The organism is Tsukamurella sp. PLM1 (assembly GCF_023168325.1).
Classification (GTDB): Bacteria; Actinomycetota; Actinomycetes; order Mycobacteriales; family Mycobacteriaceae; genus Tsukamurella.
The window spans coordinates 1,506,169-1,524,521 of record NZ_AP025688.1 but is presented as its reverse complement, the minus strand read 5'-3'; the positions used below and the strand labels follow the sequence as shown (position 1 = coordinate 1,524,521).

Sequence of the window (18,353 nt, the reverse complement as noted above, 5' to 3'; positions counted from 1 at the left end):
CAGACGAATCCGCCTGGGGCGGAACCGCTCACAGCAGTTCCGCCCCAGGCGGATTCGTCGGTCGCGGTCAGCCGGCGGCGTACGCGGGTTCGCTGCGGAACCGCGAAGTACGGCCGTCGATGCCGAGGACTCGCCACAGGACCCGCGAAACCGGGTTCATCAGCTTCGTCTTCTCGGCCAACAGGCGCACGTCACCGAAGACCTCGCGCTTCATCGCCTGCGACTCCGGGGAGCGCCAGTACATCTGCTTCCAGACGTCCCGCGGGATGTCGAACCGCGTGCGGAACTGCCGGGGCGGCACCGCGATCGCCGTGAGCAGCGAGCGCATCACCAGCGGCAGCGCCAGCGACAGCAGGAAGCGCGGGAAAGCGCCGCGCGTGGGGATGCGGTGCTCGAGCAGCTGGTGCGCGAACGAGATGTGCCGCGCTTCCTCCGCCACGTGGATCTGCATCACCGCGGTCATCGTGGGGTGCTGCTCGATCCCCGAGCGCAGGAACTGCTTCTGCACGTGGTCGATCGGCTCCTCGCCACCGAGTACGCCCATGTAGAAGATCATCGGGAAGGTCGTCGCCGCCAGCGGGATGAACGGCGAGAGCCGACGGAACCACAGCGGGCCGCCGGGCACGTCCATGCCGATCCGATTGACGAACTCCTGGAACATCAGCGTGTGCTGGCACTCCTCCTTCGCCTCGTGCGTGGCGTACCGGAACTCCGGCGAGTTGTTCGGCTGCACGGCCGTGTACTGCATGATCCCGCGGATCAGCACCGACTCGAACTGCAGGCCCACCTTGGCCACGTTGGCCTGGCGCCACATGCCCATCTCGATCTGCTTGGCCAGCGGCTGATCCTGGTACCACTGCGTCCGGCCGATCGGATCGAACCGGGAGTCGAGCACCCAGCGCGGATCGTCCGGGACCACCGCCAGCTCGGGCGAGTCCCAGTCGATGTCGACGTACGGATCGAAGTTCCGCGTGACCGACGCCTCCGACAGGTCCGTCAGGGTCTGCTCGTACTCGGCCTGCCCGGGGAACGGATTACCGCGGGTACGCGCCATGTGGGTGATGTGCAGTGCCACGGCGACCTCCTGCTGTTGTCTGACACAGTTTCACAGAAAATGTACCACGCATTGGACACTTCCTACCTGATTGTATGAATACGCAGGCCAGGCAGGTATGGTCGCCCGGGTGACGACGATCAACCACACCGCGACCGCAGCCGTCTCCATCGACAGGGCTTTCGCCCACGTCGCCGATTACCGCACCGTGCCCCAGTGGTTCTTCGGGATCTCCAGGTTCGCTCCGCAGGGCGAGAAGGACTACGGGCTGGGCGCGACGTACGACTCGGCGGTCAAGATCGGCCCCAAGGAGATCGGCTCCGTCGTCGAGGTCACCGAGTTCGACGAGGGGCGCCTCATCACGCTCACCTCGATCGCCGGCTTCAAGACCGCATCGCGCTGGCGGTTCACCGCGATCGGGGAGAACCGCACCGAACTCGCCGTCGAGTTCACGTACGAGCTCCCCGGTGGCCTCGCGGGCAAGGCTCTGGGCATGATCATCGAACCGTTCGCCGTGCAGGCGGTGAAGGCGAGCGAGGCCGCGCTGCGCAGTCAGCTCGAATCGGCCTGACCGCGGGTCAGCGCACCGGCACCAGGTCGTCGGCGTGCACGACGGGCCGGCGCAGGCCCTCCGGCAGGTCCGTGGTGTCGCGGCCGAGCATCATCTCGAGCTCGGTGTGGTCGTAGGCGGCCACACCACGGGCCCGGACGGTACCGCGCAGGTCGCGCAGGTTCACCACGTCGCCACCCGAGAAGGTGCCACTGACCGCCGTCACCCCGGCGGGAAGAAGGGACCGCCGACGGTCCACGACCGCGGCGACAGCGCCGTCGTCCAGAGTCAGGTCGCCGTGCACGTCGGCCGCGTGCCGCACCCAGAAGCGGCGGGCCGAGAGGCGCACGGCGCGGGGCCGGAAGACCGTGCCCACGTCGGCACCGTCGAGCGCGCGGTCCGCGAGGGACGCGGCCGTCAGCAGTACCGGCACGCCCGCGTCCGCTGCGAGCCGCGCCGCCGAGAGCTTCGACGCCATCCCACCCGTGCCGAGCGCGCCGCCGGAGCCCGCGACGACCCCGTCGAGATCCTCCGGGCCGTCGACCGAGGCCAGGAGCGTGGCGTCACCCTTGCGGGGATCGCCGTCGTACAGGCCGTCGACGTCGGACAGCAGCACCAGGGCGTCCGCACCGGTCAAGTGCGCGACGAGCGCCGCGAGCCGGTCGTTGTCGCCGAACCGCACCTCGTTGGAGGCCACCACGTCGTTCTCGTTGATGATCGGCACCGCACCCAGCGTCCGCAGCCGCTCCAGTGTGCGCTGCGCGTTCGCCGCGTGCACCCGTAGTCCGATGTCGTGCGCCGTCAACAGGACCAGCGAGACGATCCGCTCGTAGCGCCGGAACGACGCCCCCCAGGCGTTGGCGAGCTGCAGCTGGCCCACGGAGGCGACGGCCTGCTTGGTCGCGAGGTCGCTCGGCCGGCGCTTGAGGCCCAGCGGCGCCATCCCGGCACCGATCGCACCCGAGGAGACGACGATGACCTCGGTGCCCCGGTCGAGCCGGGCTACGATCGCGTCGGTCAGCGCGTCCAGCCGGTCGGACGCGAGGCCGTGCTCGAGGTCGGTGAGGGCGGAGCTGCCGATCTTCACGACCAGCTTGCGGGCACCCGCGACCGCGGCGCGCATGTCGCCGGCCAGCAGGTCGCCGGCCGCGGGCGCCTCGGTCACAGGTCGTCCTCGTCGTCGTCGCTCGCCAGGCCCCGTCGGACATCGTGCTGGTGGCGGCGCTCGGCCGCGCCCACCCGCTCGTTGCGCTCGAGCCTGATGTCCGTGCCGCGGCCGGTGACCGGCACGTCGTCGATGGTGCCGAGCGAGGGCTCCCAGTTGAAGCACACGTCGCCGATGGTGACGGGGCAGCCGGGCTCGGCACCCAGCTTGATCAGTTCCTTCTCGACGCCGAGCCGGTTGAGCCGGTCTGCGAGGTAGCCCACGGCCTCGTCGTTGTCGAACGGGGTCTGCTTGATCCAGCGCTCCGGCCGCGGGCCGCGCACGATGAAACCGCCCGGCTGCTCGGGATCGGAGATGACCTCGAATCCGGACTCGTCGATGGCGATCGGTCGGATCACCGGACGGCGGGCCACCGGGGTGCCGCGCTCGTCGCGGTACTTCTGCACCAGGGCCGCGAGGGCGAAGGTCAGCTCACGCAGGCCGGTGTGGGCGACCGCGGAGATCACGAAGACCGGCCAGCCGCGCGCCTCGAAATCCGCGCGCACCATCTCGGCGAGATCCTCGGCATCGGGCACGTCGGCCTTGTTCAACACCACGATGCGCGGCCGCTCGGACAGCTCGCCCAGGCCCGTGTCGGCCGCGAGCGCGGGCTGGTACGCGGCGAGTTCCGCCTCCAGCGCGTCGACGTCGCTCACCGGATCGCGCCCGGGCTCCATCGTCGCGCAGTCCACCACGTGCGCGAGCACCGCGCAGCGCTCGAGGTGACGCAGGAAGTCCAGGCCCAGGCCGCGGCCGTCGAGGCGCCGGGGATGAGGCCCGGCACATCGGCGACGGTGAACGTGGTCTCCCCCGCCGAGACGACGCCGAGGTTCGGCGCGAGCGTGGTGAACGGGTAGTCGGCGATCTTCGGCTTCGCCGCCGAGAGCACCGAGACCAGCGACGACTTGCCCGCGGACGGGAAGCCCACGAGGCCCACGTCGGCCACCGACTTGAGCTCGAGCACCAGGTCGCGGGCCTGGCCGTCCTCGCCGAGCAGCGCGAAGCCGGGGGCCTTGCGCGCCTTCGACACGAGCGCGGCGTTGCCGCGACCGCCGCGCCCGCCCTGCGCCGCGTCGAAGCGGGTACCGGCGCCCACGAGGTCGGCCAGCATCTTGCCGTCCGTGTCCAGCACGACGGTGCCGTCCGGGACCTTGAGCACCAGGTCCTGGCCGGACTTGCCCTCGCGGTTGCCGCCCTCTCCGGGCTTGCCGTTGGTGGCCTTGAGGTGCGGGCGGAAGTGGAAGTCCAGCAGCGTGTGCACCTGCGGGTCGACCTCGAGGATCACCGATCCGCCGCGGCCACCGTTGCCACCGTCGGGGCCGCCCAGCGGTTTGAACTTCTCCCGGTAGATCGAGGCGCAGCCGTGGCCACCGTTACCGGCCGTGACGTGTACCGTCACCCGGTCGACGAACCTGGACATGAAGAACCTCTTTCTACCGGTGTGCCCTGGCCGGTGGCCACGGGCGGAAAGCCGAAGGCGGGCGGGTCTCACATCAGGAGACCCCGCCCGCCTTCGAAAACTCGTGTGCTGTGCTGCGGACTAGGCCTCCGCAGCGACCGGCACGATGTTGACCGTCTTGCGGCCACGCTTCGTACCGAACTCCACCGCGCCCGCCGCGAGGGCGAACAGGGTGTCGTCGCCGCCACGGCCGACGCCGACGCCGGGGTGGAAGTGGGTGCCGCGCTGGCGGACCAGGATCTCGCCGGCGCTGACCTTCTGGCCACCGAACCGCTTCACGCCCAGTCGCTGGGCGTTGGAATCACGACCGTTGCGCGAGCTGGACGCGCCCTTCTTGTGTGCCATCTGGCTACTCCTGTACTAGGGGTGTTCGAGTTTGTCGGTTCGCCGGTCAGGCGATCGCGGTCACCTTGACGACCGTCAGCTTCTGCCGGTGGCCCTGACGCTTGTGGTAGCCGGTCTTGTTCTTGAACTTGTGGATACGGATCTTCGGGCCCTTGACGTGCTCGACGACCTCGCCGGTGACGGCGATCTTCTCCAGGGCGGCGGCGTCCGTGGTGAGGTTCGCACCGTCGACGACCAGAGCGACGGGCAGCGAGACGCTGCTGCCGACCTCACCGTCGATCTTCTCGACCTTCACCAGGTCGCCGACGGCGACCTTGTACTGCTTGCCGCCGGTCTTGACGATCGCATACGTGGCCATCTTCGGGCTTACCTCTTCTTACACTTCTCGTAGTTCAGCGCGCGCCAGGTGCGCGGCTCGTATCAACGCGGGTAGTCCGGTGCCGCGCACGCACGAGCGCGCCGCCGGAAAAGCGACCTTCCCAGGTTACGGGAACGCCGACGCCAGGGTCAAACCGATGCGTTCGGAGTGTTCGCGCCATCACTCTCCACGCCGCCCGCCGCAGGTCCGGCGGGCCGGGCCGCTGCCCGGCGCCGCGCCCGCTTGCGCGCGGGCTCGACGACCGCTGCGCCCGCACCGTCGGTGTTCGGGGCCGTGGTCTCCGGCGCCGGCGCGGCGATGTCGACGACGATCGTCTGCGCGGACGCCGACGTGGTCGTGGGCGCCTTGCGCGCGACCCGTCGCCTCCGGGGCGCTGACGGTGCCGGCGCCTCCTCGGCCGCACCGGCTGCGGCAGCGGGTGCCTCGGCGGCCGGTTCCTGCGCCGCGGGCGCCCCGGCCGCAGACGCCTCGACAGCGGGCGTCTCGACGGCAGGGGCTGAGCGGCAGGGCCTCGGCGGCCTGCGGCTCCGGGGCCTGCTCCTGCCGCGCGCGCTCGTCCGCCTGCGAAGCCGGGGCGTCCTCGTCGTGGTGCGCGGCCATGGCCTTGAACATCGGGTGCTCGCCCTTGTGCGCGGCGGGCTCCTTCGCGGCCGGTGCCTGGCCCGACGGGGCCGGCGTGGCACCGTCGGACTTGGAACGCTTGCGCTTCTTGCGGCCCGAGCCCTCGGACCGGTCTCCGGAGCGACCCGAGTCCTCGGCGCCGTTCGACTCCACCGGCGCGTCGTGCACGATGATGCCGCGGCCCGCGCAGGCCTGGCACGGCGTGGAGAAGGCCTCGACGAGGCCGGTGCCGATCCGCTTGCGCGTCATCTGGACCAGGCCGAGCGACGTGACCTCGGAGACCTGATGGCGGGTGCGGTCGCGGCCGAGCGCCTCGGTGAGGCGGCGCAGCACGAGGTCGCGGTTGGACTCGAGGACCATGTCGATGAAGTCGACGACGATCATGCCGCCGATGTCGCGCAGGCGCATCTGCCGCACGATCTCCTCGGCCGCCTCGAGGTTGTTCCGGGTGACCGTCTCCTCGAGGTTGCCGCCGGCGCCGGTGAACTTGCCGGTGTTGACGTCGACCACGGTCATCGCCTCGGTGCGGTCGATGACCAGCGTGCCGCCCGACGGCAGCCAGACCTTGCGGTCCATCGCCTTGGCGAGCTGCTCGTCGATGCGGTAGGTCGCGAAGACGTCCGGCGCGTCGGCGTGGGCCTTCTCGAACTTCTCGACGCGGGGCAGCAGGTCGGGCGCGACGGTGGAGACGTACTTCTCCACGGTGTCCCAGGCCCGGCCGCCCTCGATGACGAGCTTGCTGAAGTCCTCGTTGAACAGATCGCGCACAACCTTGACCAGGAGATCGGGCTCCTCGTAGAGCGCCTTGACGCCCTTCTGCGAGGAGGCCTCCTCGATCTCTGCCCACTGGGCCTGCAGCCGCGCGACGTCACCCGCGAGCTCCTCGGCGCTGACGCCCTCGGAGGCGGTGCGGATGATCACGCCGGCATCGGCCGGGACGATCTCCTTGAGGATCTCCTTGAGGCGCTTGCGCTCGGTGTCGGGCAGCTTGCGCGAGATGCCCGCGGAGCCGCCGCCGGGCACGTAGACGAGGAAGCGACCCGCGAGCGAGATCTGCGTGGTGAGACGGGCGCCCTTGTGACCCACCGGGTCCTTGGACACCTGCACCAGCACCTGATCACCGGGCTTGAGGGCCTGCTCGATCTTGCGGGCGTTGCCGTCCAGGCCGGCGGCGTCCCAGTTGACCTCGCCGGCGTACAGCACGCCGTTGCGGCCGCGGCCGATGTCGACGAAGGCCGCCTCCATCGAGGGCAGCACGTTCTGCACGCGGCCCAGGTAGATGTTGCCGACCATCGACGCCGAGCTCGACGAGGTGACGAAATGCTCCACCAGCACGCCGTCCTCGAGGACGGCGACCTGGGTGTAGTCCTGGGGGTGCGGGACGGTGTGGCCGTCCTGGCCCTCCGACGGGCCGACGCCGGTGCGCTCGCGCACGACCATCACGCGGTCCACGGCCTCGCGGCGCGCCAGGAACTCCGACTCGGTGAGGATCGGCGGGCGGCGGCGCACGGTGTCGCGACCGTCGCGGCGGCGCTGGCGCTTGGCCTCGAGGCGGGTCGATCCGCTGATGCCGCGCACCTCGTCGCGCCGCGACTTGGGACGCGCCTCCCGCTCGTGCACCACGGTGTTCGGCGGGTCGTCGGTCGAGCCGGCGTCGGCACCGTCCTCCCCCGCGCCCGCGCGTCGCCGCCGGCGGCGGCGACGCCGACGCGAGCCACCGTCGGTCACGTCCTCGACGTCGTCTCCCGACTCGCCCGCATCGTCCGACGACGCCTCGTCCGACTTCTCGTCGGTGGCTTCGGCGTCCGTCGGCCGCGCGGCCCGGTCGCCGTCCGCGGCGGGCTGTTCCGCCTGGTCCTGGCCGTCCTGCTCGTCGGCGTTCTCGCCACGGCCACGGCCGCGGCCACGGCGTCCACGCCGACGGCGGCGGTTGCCGGTGTTCTCGTCGTCCCCGGCCTCGTCGCTCGACGGTGCGCCGCCCGCGGAAGACGCGTCGGCTTCCGCCTCGGCGGGAGCCTGCGCAGCGGGCTCTGCCGCCTGGGTCTCCTCGGTCCGGGGCTCAGCGGCCTCGGCGGCGGGCACCTCGTCCTCGGCGGGAGCGGGCTTCGGCTTGCGCGTGCGCTTCGGCGGCTGCGTCACCTGCTCGGGCTGCAGGAACAGCGGAACGGTCGGATCGACCGTCGGCGCCGCGGCGGGCTCGGCAACGGGCTCCGCGACGGACGCGGCGGAGAACAGCGACGGCGTCTGCTCGAGCTGGGCGGGCGCCGGCTCGAGCTGGGCGGGCGCCGGCTCGAGCTGGGCGGGCGCCGCGATCGCCGGCTCGGCGGCAACCGGCTCGGCGGCAGCGGCCTCGCTGGCCGCGGGGGCGGCCTCTGTGGGGTCAGCCGCAGCGGGCTCGGTGGTGTCGGGCGCGCCACCGGCGAGCTCGGCGATGCGATCCCGGACGCGCTCGGCCGCGGCGCGGTCGATGCTGGAGTGCGCGCTCCGCGCGACGAAGCCCAGCTCGCCGAGGTGCGCGAGCACCTCCTTGCTGGTGAGCCCCAGCAGACGCGCCAGCGCGTGGACGCGCAGCTTCTGCGGGAACTCCTCCCGAGCTTCGATGTTCTGTTCTTCCGGCGACGAGTTGTCGGCCACTCAATTTCTCCTACCGACCCCCGGGCGCGACATGAGGGCGTCGCGGCCACGCGGGGCGTGTCATGTGGTGCGGGCGAAGGAATTCTCCTACCGCCCCACGTTTGTCAAGGTCTGCACGTGTCTCGTGCGTGGCGCACGCTCTCCCGAAGCAGTTCAACGGGCGAGCCGGGCCGGTCGGTGCTGCGCGGTTTGCGCGCGCCGACGTGCGTCCACACACATTGTCCCACACCCGGTACCCGTGGCGGAAAAGTATCGGGCCCGCGCCGCGCGATTCGCGCGGGGCGGGCCCGGAGGACGTCAGGTCGAAGCAGGTCAGGCGAGACCGGGGAACCAGAGGGCGATCTCGCGCGCGGCGGACTCGGGCGAGTCCGACCCGTGCACCAGGTTCTCCTGCGTCTCGAGACCGAAGTCGCCGCGGATCGTGCCCGGGGTCGCCTTCTCGACGGGGTCCGTGCCGCCGGCGAGCTGCCGGAAGGCCGCGATCGCACGCGGCCCCTCCAATACCGCGGCCACCACGGGGCCGGAGGTGATGAACTCGAGCAGGGAACCGAAGAACGGCTTCTCCTTGTGCTCGGCGTAGTGGCCCTCGGCCACCTCGATGGAGACGTGCTTGAGCTCCAGGGCCGCGATGGTGAGGCCCTTCCGCTCGATGCGCGCCAGGATCTCCCCGGACAGGCCGCGCCGCACGCCGTCGGGCTTGATGAGAATCAGAGTCCGCTCAGTCACGGCACCAGCGTAACGGCCGTCCGCCGGACCCGTGCGCGGCTACCCCTCAATCGGTTCCTGACCGGGCAGTCGCCCCTCCGCCATCCGTCTACGGACGTCGCGCTCGATGAACACGATGTACGCCCACACCAGGCCGAAGACGATGCCGACGGCGCCGATCCCGGGATGCACGATCCAGCCGGCGATCACGGCGACCTGGAGCACGCAGAACGCGGGGATGGCCCAGGGCTTCTTGACCACCATGCACCCGGCGAAACAGGCGGCGGCCAGCAGCAGCACGTAGGCCACCTTGAGCCATGTCATCCCGGGAGACAGCTTGAACACCACGGGCAGGGCCAGCAGGATCACGATCATCTCGAGGATCAGCGTGCCGGACAGGATGCCGCGGAAGCTCTTCCACGGGTCCTTCGCGGGCGGCGTGAACCGCGGAGCTGCACCGGAGGATTCAGTCACTGGGGTTCCTTCCCGAACAGCGAGCGCGCAGCGCCCGCGGTGACCACGGAGCCGGTGATGAGCACGCCGACTCCCGACGCGGGCGCCCCGGTCTCGAGGTCGGTGTCGAACCCACTGTCCGCGTCCTCGTCGGCCAACGCGACGGCGGTTTCGACCGCGTCGACCACGGTGGGCGAGGTGACCACGCGGTCCTCACCGAAGATCTCCTCGGCGATCGCCGCGAGGCGCTCCACCTCGAGCGCGCGGGGCGAGCCGTTGTGGGTGACCACGATCGTGTCGAGCACGGGCTCGAGGGCGGTGAGCACGCCGATCGCGTCCTTGTCGGCGAGCACCGAGACCACGCCGATCAGCTTGCGGAAGCCGAACTCGGTCTCGAGGGTGCGCGCCAGCGCCTGCGCGCCGTGCGGATTGTGCGCAGCGTCGACGAGCACCGTCGGGCCGCTGCGCACGCGCTCCAGCCGGCCGGGCGACGCCGCCTTGGCGAAGCCCTCGCGCACCGTGTCCACGTCGAGCTGCTGGTCGGCGCCCGCGCCGAAGAACGCCTCGACCGCGGCGAGCGCGACCGCGGCGTTGTTGGCCTGGTGCTCGCCGTGCAACGGCAGGAAGATCTCGTCGTAGACGCCGCCCAGCCCCTGGAGGGTGAGCTGTTGGCCGCCGACGGCCACCCGCCGCTCGACCACCATGAACTCGGAGCCCTCGCGGGCCACCGCCGCGTCGGCCTCCACGGCGCGCCGCAGCAGCACGTCCATGGCGGCAGGCTCCTGCCGGCCCACGACCATCACGGTGTCCTTGGGGATCAGACGCTCGGGCGCGCGCTTGACGATGCCGGCCTTCTCCCCGGCGATCGTCGCGATGTCGGGGCCGAGGATCTCCACGTGGTCGAGCCCGATCGGGGTGATGACGGCGACCTCGGCGGTGACCACGTTGGTGGCGTCCCACGTGCCGCCCAGCCCGACCTCGACCACGGCCACGTCGACGGGGGCCTCGGCGAACGCCGCGAAGGCCATCGCCGTGAGCACCTCGAACTTGCTCATCCGCGGGCCGTCGGCGGCCTCGGACTGCCGATCGACCATCTCGATGTACGGCTCGAGCTCGCGGTACACGTCCACGTACTGCCGGGCGGTGAGCGGCGTACCGTCGACCGCGATGCGTTCGGTGGCGAGCTGCAGGTGCGGACTGGTGATCCGGCCCGTCCGACGGGAGAACGCCAGCAGCAGCGAGTCGATCATCCGTGCGGTCGACGACTTGCCGTTCGTGCCCGCGACCTGGATCGACGGGTAGGCGTCCTGCGGGGAGCCGAGGAGCTGCATGAGCGCCGAGATCCGCGTCAGCGACGGCTCGATCTTCGTCTCGGGCCACCGCTCGTCGAGCTCCGCCTCGACCTGCGCCAGTTCGGCGAGGTCGTCGGGGTCGGCGGCGAACGCGGGGACCGTCACGCGCCGCCACCCAACTGCGCGATGCGCGCGGTCAGGCGCTCGACCTCGTCCCGTGCGACGTCGCGCCGCCCGCGGATCTTCTCGACCACGGCATCGGGCGCCTTGGCGAGGAACGCCTCGTTGCCGAGTTTCGCCGACGTCCCGTCCAGCTCCTTCTGCGCGGTCTTGAGGTCCTTCTCCAGGCGCGCCCGCTCGGCCGCCAGGTCGACGGTGCCGGACGTGTCGATCTCGACGGTGACGGTGCCCCCAGCGAGCCGGGCCTCGAGCGACGCGGTCGCGGCGAAGCCGTCCTCCGGCGGGGTGAGGCGGCACAGGCTCGCGGCGGCGCCGGCGAGCGACGTGAGCCCGGCCTCGTCGAGGCCCGTGAGCCGCGCGGCGACGCGCTGGCCCGGCTTGAGCAACTGGTCGCTGCGGAACCGGCGGATCTCAGTGACGAGGCGCTGCAGGTCCGCGAAGCGGCGGGCGGACTCGACGCCGTCGGCGGGCAGCTCGGCCGGGGCCCAGTCGCGCGACGGCCACTCCGCGATCACGAGCGACGTGCCGCCGGTGAGCGCCTTCCACAGCACCTCGGTGACGAACGGCATCGTCGGGTGCAGCATCCGCAGGACGATATCGAGGGCGTGCCCCAGCACGAGGCGGGTGCTCTCCGCGACCGCGGCGTCCTCGCCCTGCAGCTGCAGCTTGGCGACCTCGAGGTACCAGTCGCACAGTTCGTCCCAAGCGAAGTGATAGAGCGCCTCGCAGGCCTTGCCCAGCTCGTTGGCGTCGAACGCCGCGTCGGCCTCGGCCTGGACCGCGGCGAGCCGGTCCAGGATCCAGCGGTCGGCGTCGGTGAGGTCGGTGCGGGCGGGCAGTTCCCCGACGTGCGCGTCGTTCATCAGCGCCAGCTTGGTGGCGTTGAACAGCTTGGTGGCGAACTTCCGGCTGCTCGCCGCCGCGTCGGCACCCACGTTGAGGTCGGCGCCGGGGATGGTGCCGCGGGCCAGGGTGAAGCGCAGCGCGTCGGCGCCGTACTCCTGCACCCAGTCCAGCGGGTCGATGCCGTTGCCCTTCGACTTGGACATCTTCTTGCCGAACTCGTCGCGGACCAGGCCGTGCAGCAGCACCTCGTGGAACGGGACCGGCCCCGGGGCGTCGGGCTGCTCGCCGACGAAGGTGCCGAACATCATCATCCGCGCGACCCAGAAGAAGATGATGTCGTAGCCGGTGACCAGCGTGGTCGTGGGATAGAACTTCGCCAGGTCGGTCGTGGACTCCGGCCAGCCCATCGTGGAGAACGGGAAGAGGCCCGAGCTGAACCACGTGTCCAGCACGTCGGGATCCTGCTCGTAGCCGGCGGGCACAGTGTCGTCCGGGCCGCAGCAGACCACGTCCCGGTTGCCGTCTGCGTCGGCGGGGCCGTACCAGACGGGGATCCGGTGGCCCCACCACAGTTGGCGGGAGATGTTCCAGTCGTGCATCTCATCGACCCAGTCGAAGAACCGCGGCGCGAGCGACTCGGGGACGATAGTCGTGTCGCCGCCCCGGACCGCGTCGCCCGCGGCCTTGGAGAGCTGGTCCACCTTGACCCACCACTGCATCGACAGGCGCGGCTCGATCGGCTCGCCGGAGCGCTCGCTGTGTCCGACGCTGTGCCGGTACGGGCGCACCTCCTTGACGATGCGCCCCTGCTCGGCGAGGGCCTCGCGGATGGCCTTGCGGGCGGCGAACCGGTCGAGACCATCGAATTGCGTTCCGGTGCCGATGATGTGGGCGGTCTCGTCCATGATCGTCGGCATCGGCAGGCCGTGCCGCTGGCCCAGCGCGAAGTCGTTCGGATCGTGTGCGGGGGTGATCTTCACTGCGCCGGAACCGAACTCGGGGTCCACGTAGTCGTCGGCGACCACGGGGATCCGGCGGTCGAGGAACGGGTGCTCGAGGGTGGTGCCCACGAGGGCGCGGTAGCGCTCGTCGTCGGGGTGGACGGCGATCGCGGTGTCGCCCAGCATCGTCTCCAGGCGCGTGGTGGCGCAGACGATGTGGGGCTCATCGTCTTTCAGCGATCCGTACCGGAACGACACGAGCTCGCCGTCGACCTCCTTGTGGTCGACCTCGAGGTCGGAGATGCCCGTCTGCAGCACGGGCGACCAGTTGACCAGCCGCTCCGCGCGGTAGATCAGGCCCGCATCGAAGAGCTGCTTGAAGATCGTCTGGACCGCGCGCGACAAGCCCTCGTCCATGGTGAACCGTTCGCGCGACCAGTCCACGCCCACACCGATGCGACGCATCTGCCCCGTGATGTTGCCGTGGCTGGCCTCCTTGAACGCCCACGCGCGCTCGAGGAACTTCTCGCGCCCGATCTCCCGGCGGCTCGTGCCCTCCGCGGCGAGCTGCTTCTCGACGAGGGACTGCGTGGCGATGCCCGCGTGGTCGGTGCCGGGCAGCCACAGCACCTCGAAACCCTGCATCCGCTTGCGCCGGCACAGTGCGTCGGTGATGGTCTGGTCCAGCGCGTGCCCCAGGTGCAGGCTGCCGGTCACGTTCGGGGGCGGGAGCACCACGGAGAAGGCCGGCTTCGGCGAGGTGTTGTCCGCGGTGAAGTAGCCCGCGTCCACCCAGCCGGCGTAGATGTCCGCCTCTACCGCACCGGGCTCCCAGGTCGCGGGGAGTCGGTCGAGGGCGGTGCTGTGCGGCGAAGTGGTCACCCCACGATTCTAGTCAGCGGATGCCGAGCGCTTCCGCGGGGCTTCGGCGGGTGCGACGCCTCACGCCACGTCGCCCGACGATGCCGCCCAGGTGTTGCAGCGCGCCACCCGGTTGGTCTGGTAGCCGGTGTTCCACCAGCCCTGCGCGTGGGCGCTGGTGCCGTGGGTGCGCGTCTCGCCCGGCGGATCGCCGCGCTCCTGGTCCTCGTAGGCGGTTCGGTAATCGCGCGAGGTGAACTGGCCGCCCGTGTCGCTCACGGACTTCAGGAACAGGCCGGCGAAGCACTGCGCCTGCAGTTCCGTGCGGCGTGACAGTTCCAGCGCCCGGTCGGACGTGCGGCCGTACTGGCGCTCGAGCCGATTGCTGGCCGCCAGGACCCCGGACACCAGCTGCACGTGGTGGCCGTACTCGTGCGCGAACACCGAGAGGTAGATCACCGGCTGGTTCCCGTAGTGCGACACCTGCAGCCCCTGCGGGGGCATGTACAGCGTCTCGTTCGACGGGCAGTAGAACGCGGCGACGTTCTCGGCCTGCAGGTCGACGGTGCCGCACGGCGAGCTCAGCCGCGTCCCCGACGGCACCACCACGGTGGGTTCGCGGTACCGCAGGCCCGTGGCCGTCATCGCCGACTCCCACGCGCGGTCGAGACACGGCGACACGCTGGCGAAGAACCGGGTCCCCGCCGCGCTGTCGGAGGGCCACCCGGTGGCGTTGCACGCCTGCGCCGGCAGGGCGGTGCTCGCGTTCGCGAACAGCGGATTGCCCTGCAGCGCGGCGGTCCCCGACGGGGTCGCGCCGCCGGTTCCCGTCGCACCGCCCGAGGTGGGGGCGCCGTTGGTCGGGCCGGCGAAGGTCGTCCCCGTGGTCGGGGGCGCGGCCTCGGTGCCGGTGCGGGCGCGCAGCAGCACCACCGCGGTCCCGAGGAGCACCGCCACCAGCACCACGATCGTCACGAGCAGGATCGCGATCCATGCGCCACCGCCCTTCGCCGCGGGCGGCGCGGGCGCCCACGCCGGCTGCGGCACCGGCGATCGGTAGGGCGCGGGCGCGGGCATCGACCACTGCCCGTACGGCACGCCCCGCGGCGGAGCCGCGGGTCCGGGCCGGGGCGGCACCGGCCGGTACTGCGGCACCGGCCGAGGAACGGGCGGGACGGGCCGGTACTGAGGCGCGCCGGGGGCCGCCGAGGCGGGGCGTGCCGCGGGTCCGTAGCTCGGCCGGTAGGGCTGGACGGGCGGGCGGGGCGGCACCGTCGGACGGCCGACGCCCGCCGAGATGCGGTAGTGCCCCGAGCTCCCCGAGCCGGAGCCGGGCGGGGCGCCCGGGCCTGCGGCGGCACCGGGACGCGGCCCCGCTGCGCCCAGGCGGCAGGGCCGGGACCGGGCTGCGCCCGACCACCCGGCGGCACCGGCCGGCCGCGGTACGGCCTCGGGTCCTGCGGATTCCCCACGCCTCTCCCCTCCTGACCCCCTGATGTCGGTTACTGTACCCAGACATGTGGGAGGGCTTGGGGAAGCGTGCTCGGATCGTGGCCCGGGCCGCCCTGGCGTTGACGATCGGAGTACTACTCGGCGCGCTCGGAGCGGGGCCGGTGGCCGCCGATCCGAGCGGGGTCACCGTGGACGTCGCACTGGAGCTGCGCGAGGACGGCGCGCTCGCGGTCAGGAGCGTGATCACCGCCCCGTCCGGCCACTCGGTCGCGCAGCGCCTGCCCCTCGACGTGCCCGTCGAGGGCAACCGCACCCAGCACTACACCGTGACCGACGTGCGGGCCGACAACGGCACGGCGGGCGTCCGGGACGGGGCGCTGCAGGTCTCGGCCCCCGGCGGCACCACCACGGTCGAGTACACCGTGCGCGGATCCGTGGAGAACGGTCCCGAGCTCCAGCAGCTCACCTGGCCGCTCGCCGCCGGGTACTCGAGCGACATCGACACGCTGACGGCGCGCTTCGCCTCGCCCACCCCGCAGCCGGATTCCCCGCTGTGCGGCATCGGGCGGGCCGGCGAGCGGCGGCTGTGCACGCTGACCGAGACCGACGCCACGGGTCGGGTCACCATGCGGCAGAACGGACTGCCGCAGGGCCGGGTCGCCGTGTTCACTGTGCTGCTGCCCGCCGGAACCGTCCGTGCGGACGCCCGGTTCACCGCCGCGACGCCGTCCGCGCCCGCCGACCGGAGCACCCCCGGGCTGATCGCGCTCTCGGCGGCCGTCGTAGTCGCCCTCGCCGTCGCCGGGTACGCGATGCTGCGCCGGCGCGCCGACGTGGCCGCCGCGGGGTCCGCCGGCCCCACCGCCGACCTGCTGGTACCGGCGGGTTCGGGCGCGCCGGGCGGCGCCGTCGCGTTCGCCTCGCCCGACGGCGTCCTGCCCGGCCAGATCGGGGCGCTGACCGACGCGCAGGTGCGCCCCTCGGACATCGGGGCGACGGTGCTCGACCTCGCCGTCCGTGGGTACCTCTGGATCGCGGAGCTGCCGAGCGACTTCCAGATCTCCCGGCGGGCACCGCTCGACGACGCGGTGACCTCGGCCGAGCGCGCCGTCGTCGACGCGATCCTGCCCGACGGCGCGGAATCCACCACCACCGGCGAGCTCGCCGGCGGCGCACGCCGGGTCGAGTTCGTCGTCGCCCGCCGGGCGGTGCGGGACGCGGTCACCGCGCGGGGCTGGCGCCGCGGCGGTGATCGCGCGCGCCGCGTCGCCCTCGCCTTCGGCGTCGCCGGAGTGGGCGCGCTCGTGGGGCTCGGCTGCGCGTTCACCGGGACGACGGTGCTCTACGGGCTCGCCGTCGTCGTCCTCGGCCTGGGCCTCGCGGCCGCCGCGCTGATGGTGCCGGACCGCACCGTGTCGGGCAGCCGCCTGGCCGCCGGCCTCGCAGGCATGCGGAGGTACCTCATCGCGACGAACGTCGGGGCGCTCGCTCCGGCCGAGCGCGCGCTGCTCTTCGATCGGGCGCTGCCCTATGCGCACGCCTTCGGGGACCTCAGCACCTGGATCGGCACGTGGGGCGGCACCGTCGACTCCCCGCTGGACTGGTACCGCTCCGCGCACGCAACCCCGTCGCGGGGGTGGCCACCCTCAGTGCCGTGCTCGACGGCATCGCCGCCCGGTCCGCCGCCGCGGAAAACGACTAGCGTCCGCGCCTCGTCCGCCCCAGAATGGGGCGAATGGGACATCTCGAGGCGACGCAGGTGGAGTACTACCTGCCGGACGGCCGGGCGCTGCTCGGCGACGTCTCGTTCCGGATCGGCGACGGTGCCGTCGCAGCGCTCGTCGGCCGCAACGGCGCGGGCAAGACCACGTTGTTGCGCCTGCTGTCCGGCGAGCTGGAGCCGCACGGCGGCGCGGTGAACGCGAGCGGCGGGATCGGCGTCATGCCGCAGTTCATCGGCTCGGTCCGCGACGACCGCACGGTCCGCGACCTGCTGCTCTCCGTCGCGCCGGCGCGGCTGCGGGCGGCGGCGCGCGATCTGGACGCGGTGGAAATGGCGCTCATGGACGACGATGGCGACGCCAACCAGATCCGCTACGCGAACGCGCTGGCGGAGTGGGGCGACGCCGGCGGTTACGCGGCCGAGACGCTGTGGGACGCCTGCACCGTCGCGGCGCTGGGTGTCCCGTACGACCGGGCGCAGTGGCGCGGGTTGACCTCGCTGTCGGGCGGCGAGCAGAAGCGGCTCGCACTGGAGGCGCTGCTCCGCGGCGACGCCGAGGTCCTACTCCTCGACGAGCCCGACAACTACCTCGACGTGCCCGGCAAGGAGTGGTTGGAGGACCAGCTCCGGCAGACGCCGAAAACGGTGCTGTTCGTGAGCCACGACCGGGAACTGCTCGCCCGGGCCGCGACGCGGATCGTCGCCGTCGAGCCCGCACCCGGCGGCTCCGACACGTGGGTGCACGGCGGCGGATTCGCGACGTTCCACGCCGCGCGCGACGAACGCTTCGCCCGGTTCGACGAGCTGCGGCGCCGCTGGGACGAGCGGCACCGGCAGTTGCGGAAGCTGGTCCTCACACTGCGCGACCAGGCGAGGTTCAACGACGGTATGGCGTCGCGGTATCAGGCGGCGCAGACCCGGCTGCGGCGGTTCGAGGAGGCCGGCCCGCCGCCCGAGCCGCCGCGGCGGCAGGAGATCGCGATGCGGCTGCGCGGGGGCCGCACCGGCGTCCGCGCGGTCACGGCGAAGGCCCTCGAGCTGACCGGCCTGATGCGGCCCTTCGATCTCGAGGTGTTCTTCGGTGAGCGGGTGGCGGTCCTCGGTTCCAACGGTTCGGGCAAGTCCCATTTCCTGCGGTTGCTCGCGGGCGAGGACGTGCCGCACACCGGAACCGCGACGCTGGGCGCCCGCGTGGTGCCGGGCCACTTCGCGCAGACGCACGCGCACCCCGAACTGCACGGCCGGACCCTGGTGGACATCCTCCGCTACGACCACGCCGCCGACCTCGCCCGGTCGATGCCGGCGCTGCGGCGGTACGAATTGCACGGCCAGGCCGACCAGCGGTTCGAGAGCCTGTCCGGCGGCCAGCAGGCGCGGTTCCAGGTGCTGCTGCTCGAGTTCGCCGGTACCACGGCCCTGCTGCTCGACGAGCCGACCGACAACCTCGACCTGGAGAGCGCCGAAGCTCTCCAGGAGGCGCTGGAGGCGTACGAGGGGACCGTGCTCGCGGTGACCCACGACCGGTGGTTCGCGCGCTCGTTCGACCGGTTCCTCGTGTTCGGGTCCGACGGTGCCGTCCGCGAGGCGCCGGAGCCCGTCTGGACCGAATCGCGAGTGCAGCGGGCCCGATGACGGAACGACGACGGCCCCGACC

Annotated in this window: 12 protein-coding genes and 2 pseudogenes; 3 read left to right on the top strand and 11 right to left on the bottom strand. The window is 72.1% G+C overall.

Annotated elements, in window-relative coordinates; translation table 11 throughout:
- Positions 1-67: 67 nt before the first annotated feature.
- Positions 68-1,054, bottom strand: coding sequence for a diiron oxygenase (locus tag MTP03_RS07905; RefSeq protein WP_248492086.1), 987 nt, complete (start codon positions 1,052-1,054; stop codon positions 68-70).
- 130 nt (positions 1,055-1,184) lie between these two features.
- On the opposite strand from MTP03_RS07905, the gene MTP03_RS07900 reads away from it, so the two are divergent.
- Positions 1,185-1,625 carry an SRPBCC family protein gene (locus tag MTP03_RS07900; protein WP_248491490.1) on the top strand — a complete coding sequence of 147 codons (441 nt, stop codon included), beginning with the start codon at positions 1,185-1,187 and terminating at the stop codon, positions 1,623-1,625.
- 7 nt (positions 1,626-1,632) lie between these two features.
- Here MTP03_RS07900 and proB read toward each other — a convergent pair whose 3' ends face one another.
- From proB to MTP03_RS07850, 10 genes and pseudogenes are all read right to left on the bottom strand, one after another.
- Positions 1,633-2,727, bottom strand: coding sequence for a glutamate 5-kinase (proB, locus tag MTP03_RS07895; protein ID WP_248492085.1), 1,095 nt, complete (start codon positions 2,725-2,727; stop codon positions 1,633-1,635).
- Between the two features lie 38 nt (positions 2,728-2,765).
- A pseudogene (gene obgE / locus MTP03_RS07890) lies at positions 2,766-4,228 on the bottom strand (GTPase ObgE).
- 120 nt (positions 4,229-4,348) lie between these two features.
- Complete coding sequence (gene rpmA / locus MTP03_RS07885; RefSeq protein WP_146433193.1) at positions 4,349-4,612, bottom strand: 50S ribosomal protein L27; 264 nt, start codon at positions 4,610-4,612, stop codon at positions 4,349-4,351.
- Positions 4,613-4,658: 46 nt separating this feature from the next.
- The gene (rplU, locus tag MTP03_RS07880; protein ID WP_248491489.1) at positions 4,659-4,970 is read right to left on the bottom strand and encodes a 50S ribosomal protein L21; all 312 of its coding nucleotides are present in this window, start codon (positions 4,968-4,970) and stop codon (positions 4,659-4,661) included.
- Between the two features lie 149 nt (positions 4,971-5,119).
- Positions 5,120-8,246, bottom strand: a pseudogene (locus MTP03_RS07875) (translation initiation factor IF-2 N-terminal domain-containing protein).
- 312 nt (positions 8,247-8,558) lie between these two features.
- Complete coding sequence (ndk, locus tag MTP03_RS07870; RefSeq protein WP_248491488.1) at positions 8,559-8,972, bottom strand: nucleoside-diphosphate kinase; 414 nt, start codon at positions 8,970-8,972, stop codon at positions 8,559-8,561.
- 39 nt (positions 8,973-9,011) lie between these two features.
- Positions 9,012-9,425, bottom strand: a complete 414-nt coding sequence (locus MTP03_RS07865; protein ID WP_248491487.1) for a DUF4233 domain-containing protein — start codon at positions 9,423-9,425, stop codon at positions 9,012-9,014.
- The gene (locus MTP03_RS07860) at positions 9,422-10,861 is read right to left on the bottom strand and encodes a folylpolyglutamate synthase/dihydrofolate synthase family protein (protein WP_248491486.1); all 1,440 of its coding nucleotides are present in this window, start codon (positions 10,859-10,861) and stop codon (positions 9,422-9,424) included. The genes MTP03_RS07865 and MTP03_RS07860 overlap by 4 nt, the downstream gene beginning before the upstream one ends.
- On the bottom strand, positions 10,858-13,545 hold the full coding sequence (locus MTP03_RS07855; RefSeq protein WP_248491485.1) for a valine--tRNA ligase: 2,688 nt from the start codon (positions 13,543-13,545) through the stop codon (positions 10,858-10,860). The genes MTP03_RS07860 and MTP03_RS07855 overlap by 4 nt, the downstream gene beginning before the upstream one ends.
- A gap of 60 nt (positions 13,546-13,605) precedes the next feature.
- Entirely contained in the window at positions 13,606-14,622 is a 1,017-nt protein-coding gene (locus tag MTP03_RS07850; RefSeq protein ID WP_248491484.1) for a neutral zinc metallopeptidase, read from the bottom strand.
- A 419-nt stretch (positions 14,623-15,041) separates the two neighbouring features.
- Between MTP03_RS07850 and MTP03_RS07845 the strand changes: the two genes are divergently transcribed.
- A complete protein-coding gene (locus MTP03_RS07845; protein ID WP_248491483.1) occupies positions 15,042-16,895 on the top strand; it encodes a DUF2207 domain-containing protein in 1,854 nt (617 codons plus the stop codon).
- A complete protein-coding gene (locus MTP03_RS07840; protein WP_248492084.1) occupies positions 16,790-18,331 on the top strand; it encodes an ABC-F family ATP-binding cassette domain-containing protein in 1,542 nt (513 codons plus the stop codon). Before MTP03_RS07845 ends, MTP03_RS07840 begins: the two co-directional genes overlap by 106 nt.
- Positions 18,332-18,353 lie beyond the last annotated feature (22 nt).

Coding starts and splice junctions, on each gene's coding strand:
- MTP03_RS07905 (WP_248492086.1), bottom strand. CDS start 1,054: ATGGCGCGTACCCGCGGTAATCCGTTCCCCGGGCAGGCCGAGTACGAG.
- proB (WP_248492085.1), bottom strand. CDS start 2,727: ATGCGCGCCGCGGTCGCGGGTGCCCGCAAGCTGGTCGTGAAGATCGGC.
- rpmA (WP_146433193.1), bottom strand. CDS start 4,612: ATGGCACACAAGAAGGGCGCGTCCAGCTCGCGCAACGGTCGTGATTCC.
- rplU (WP_248491489.1), bottom strand. CDS start 4,970: ATGGCCACGTATGCGATCGTCAAGACCGGCGGCAAGCAGTACAAGGTC.
- MTP03_RS07845 (WP_248491483.1), top strand. CDS start 15,042: ATGTGGGAGGGCTTGGGGAAGCGTGCTCGGATCGTGGCCCGGGCCGCC.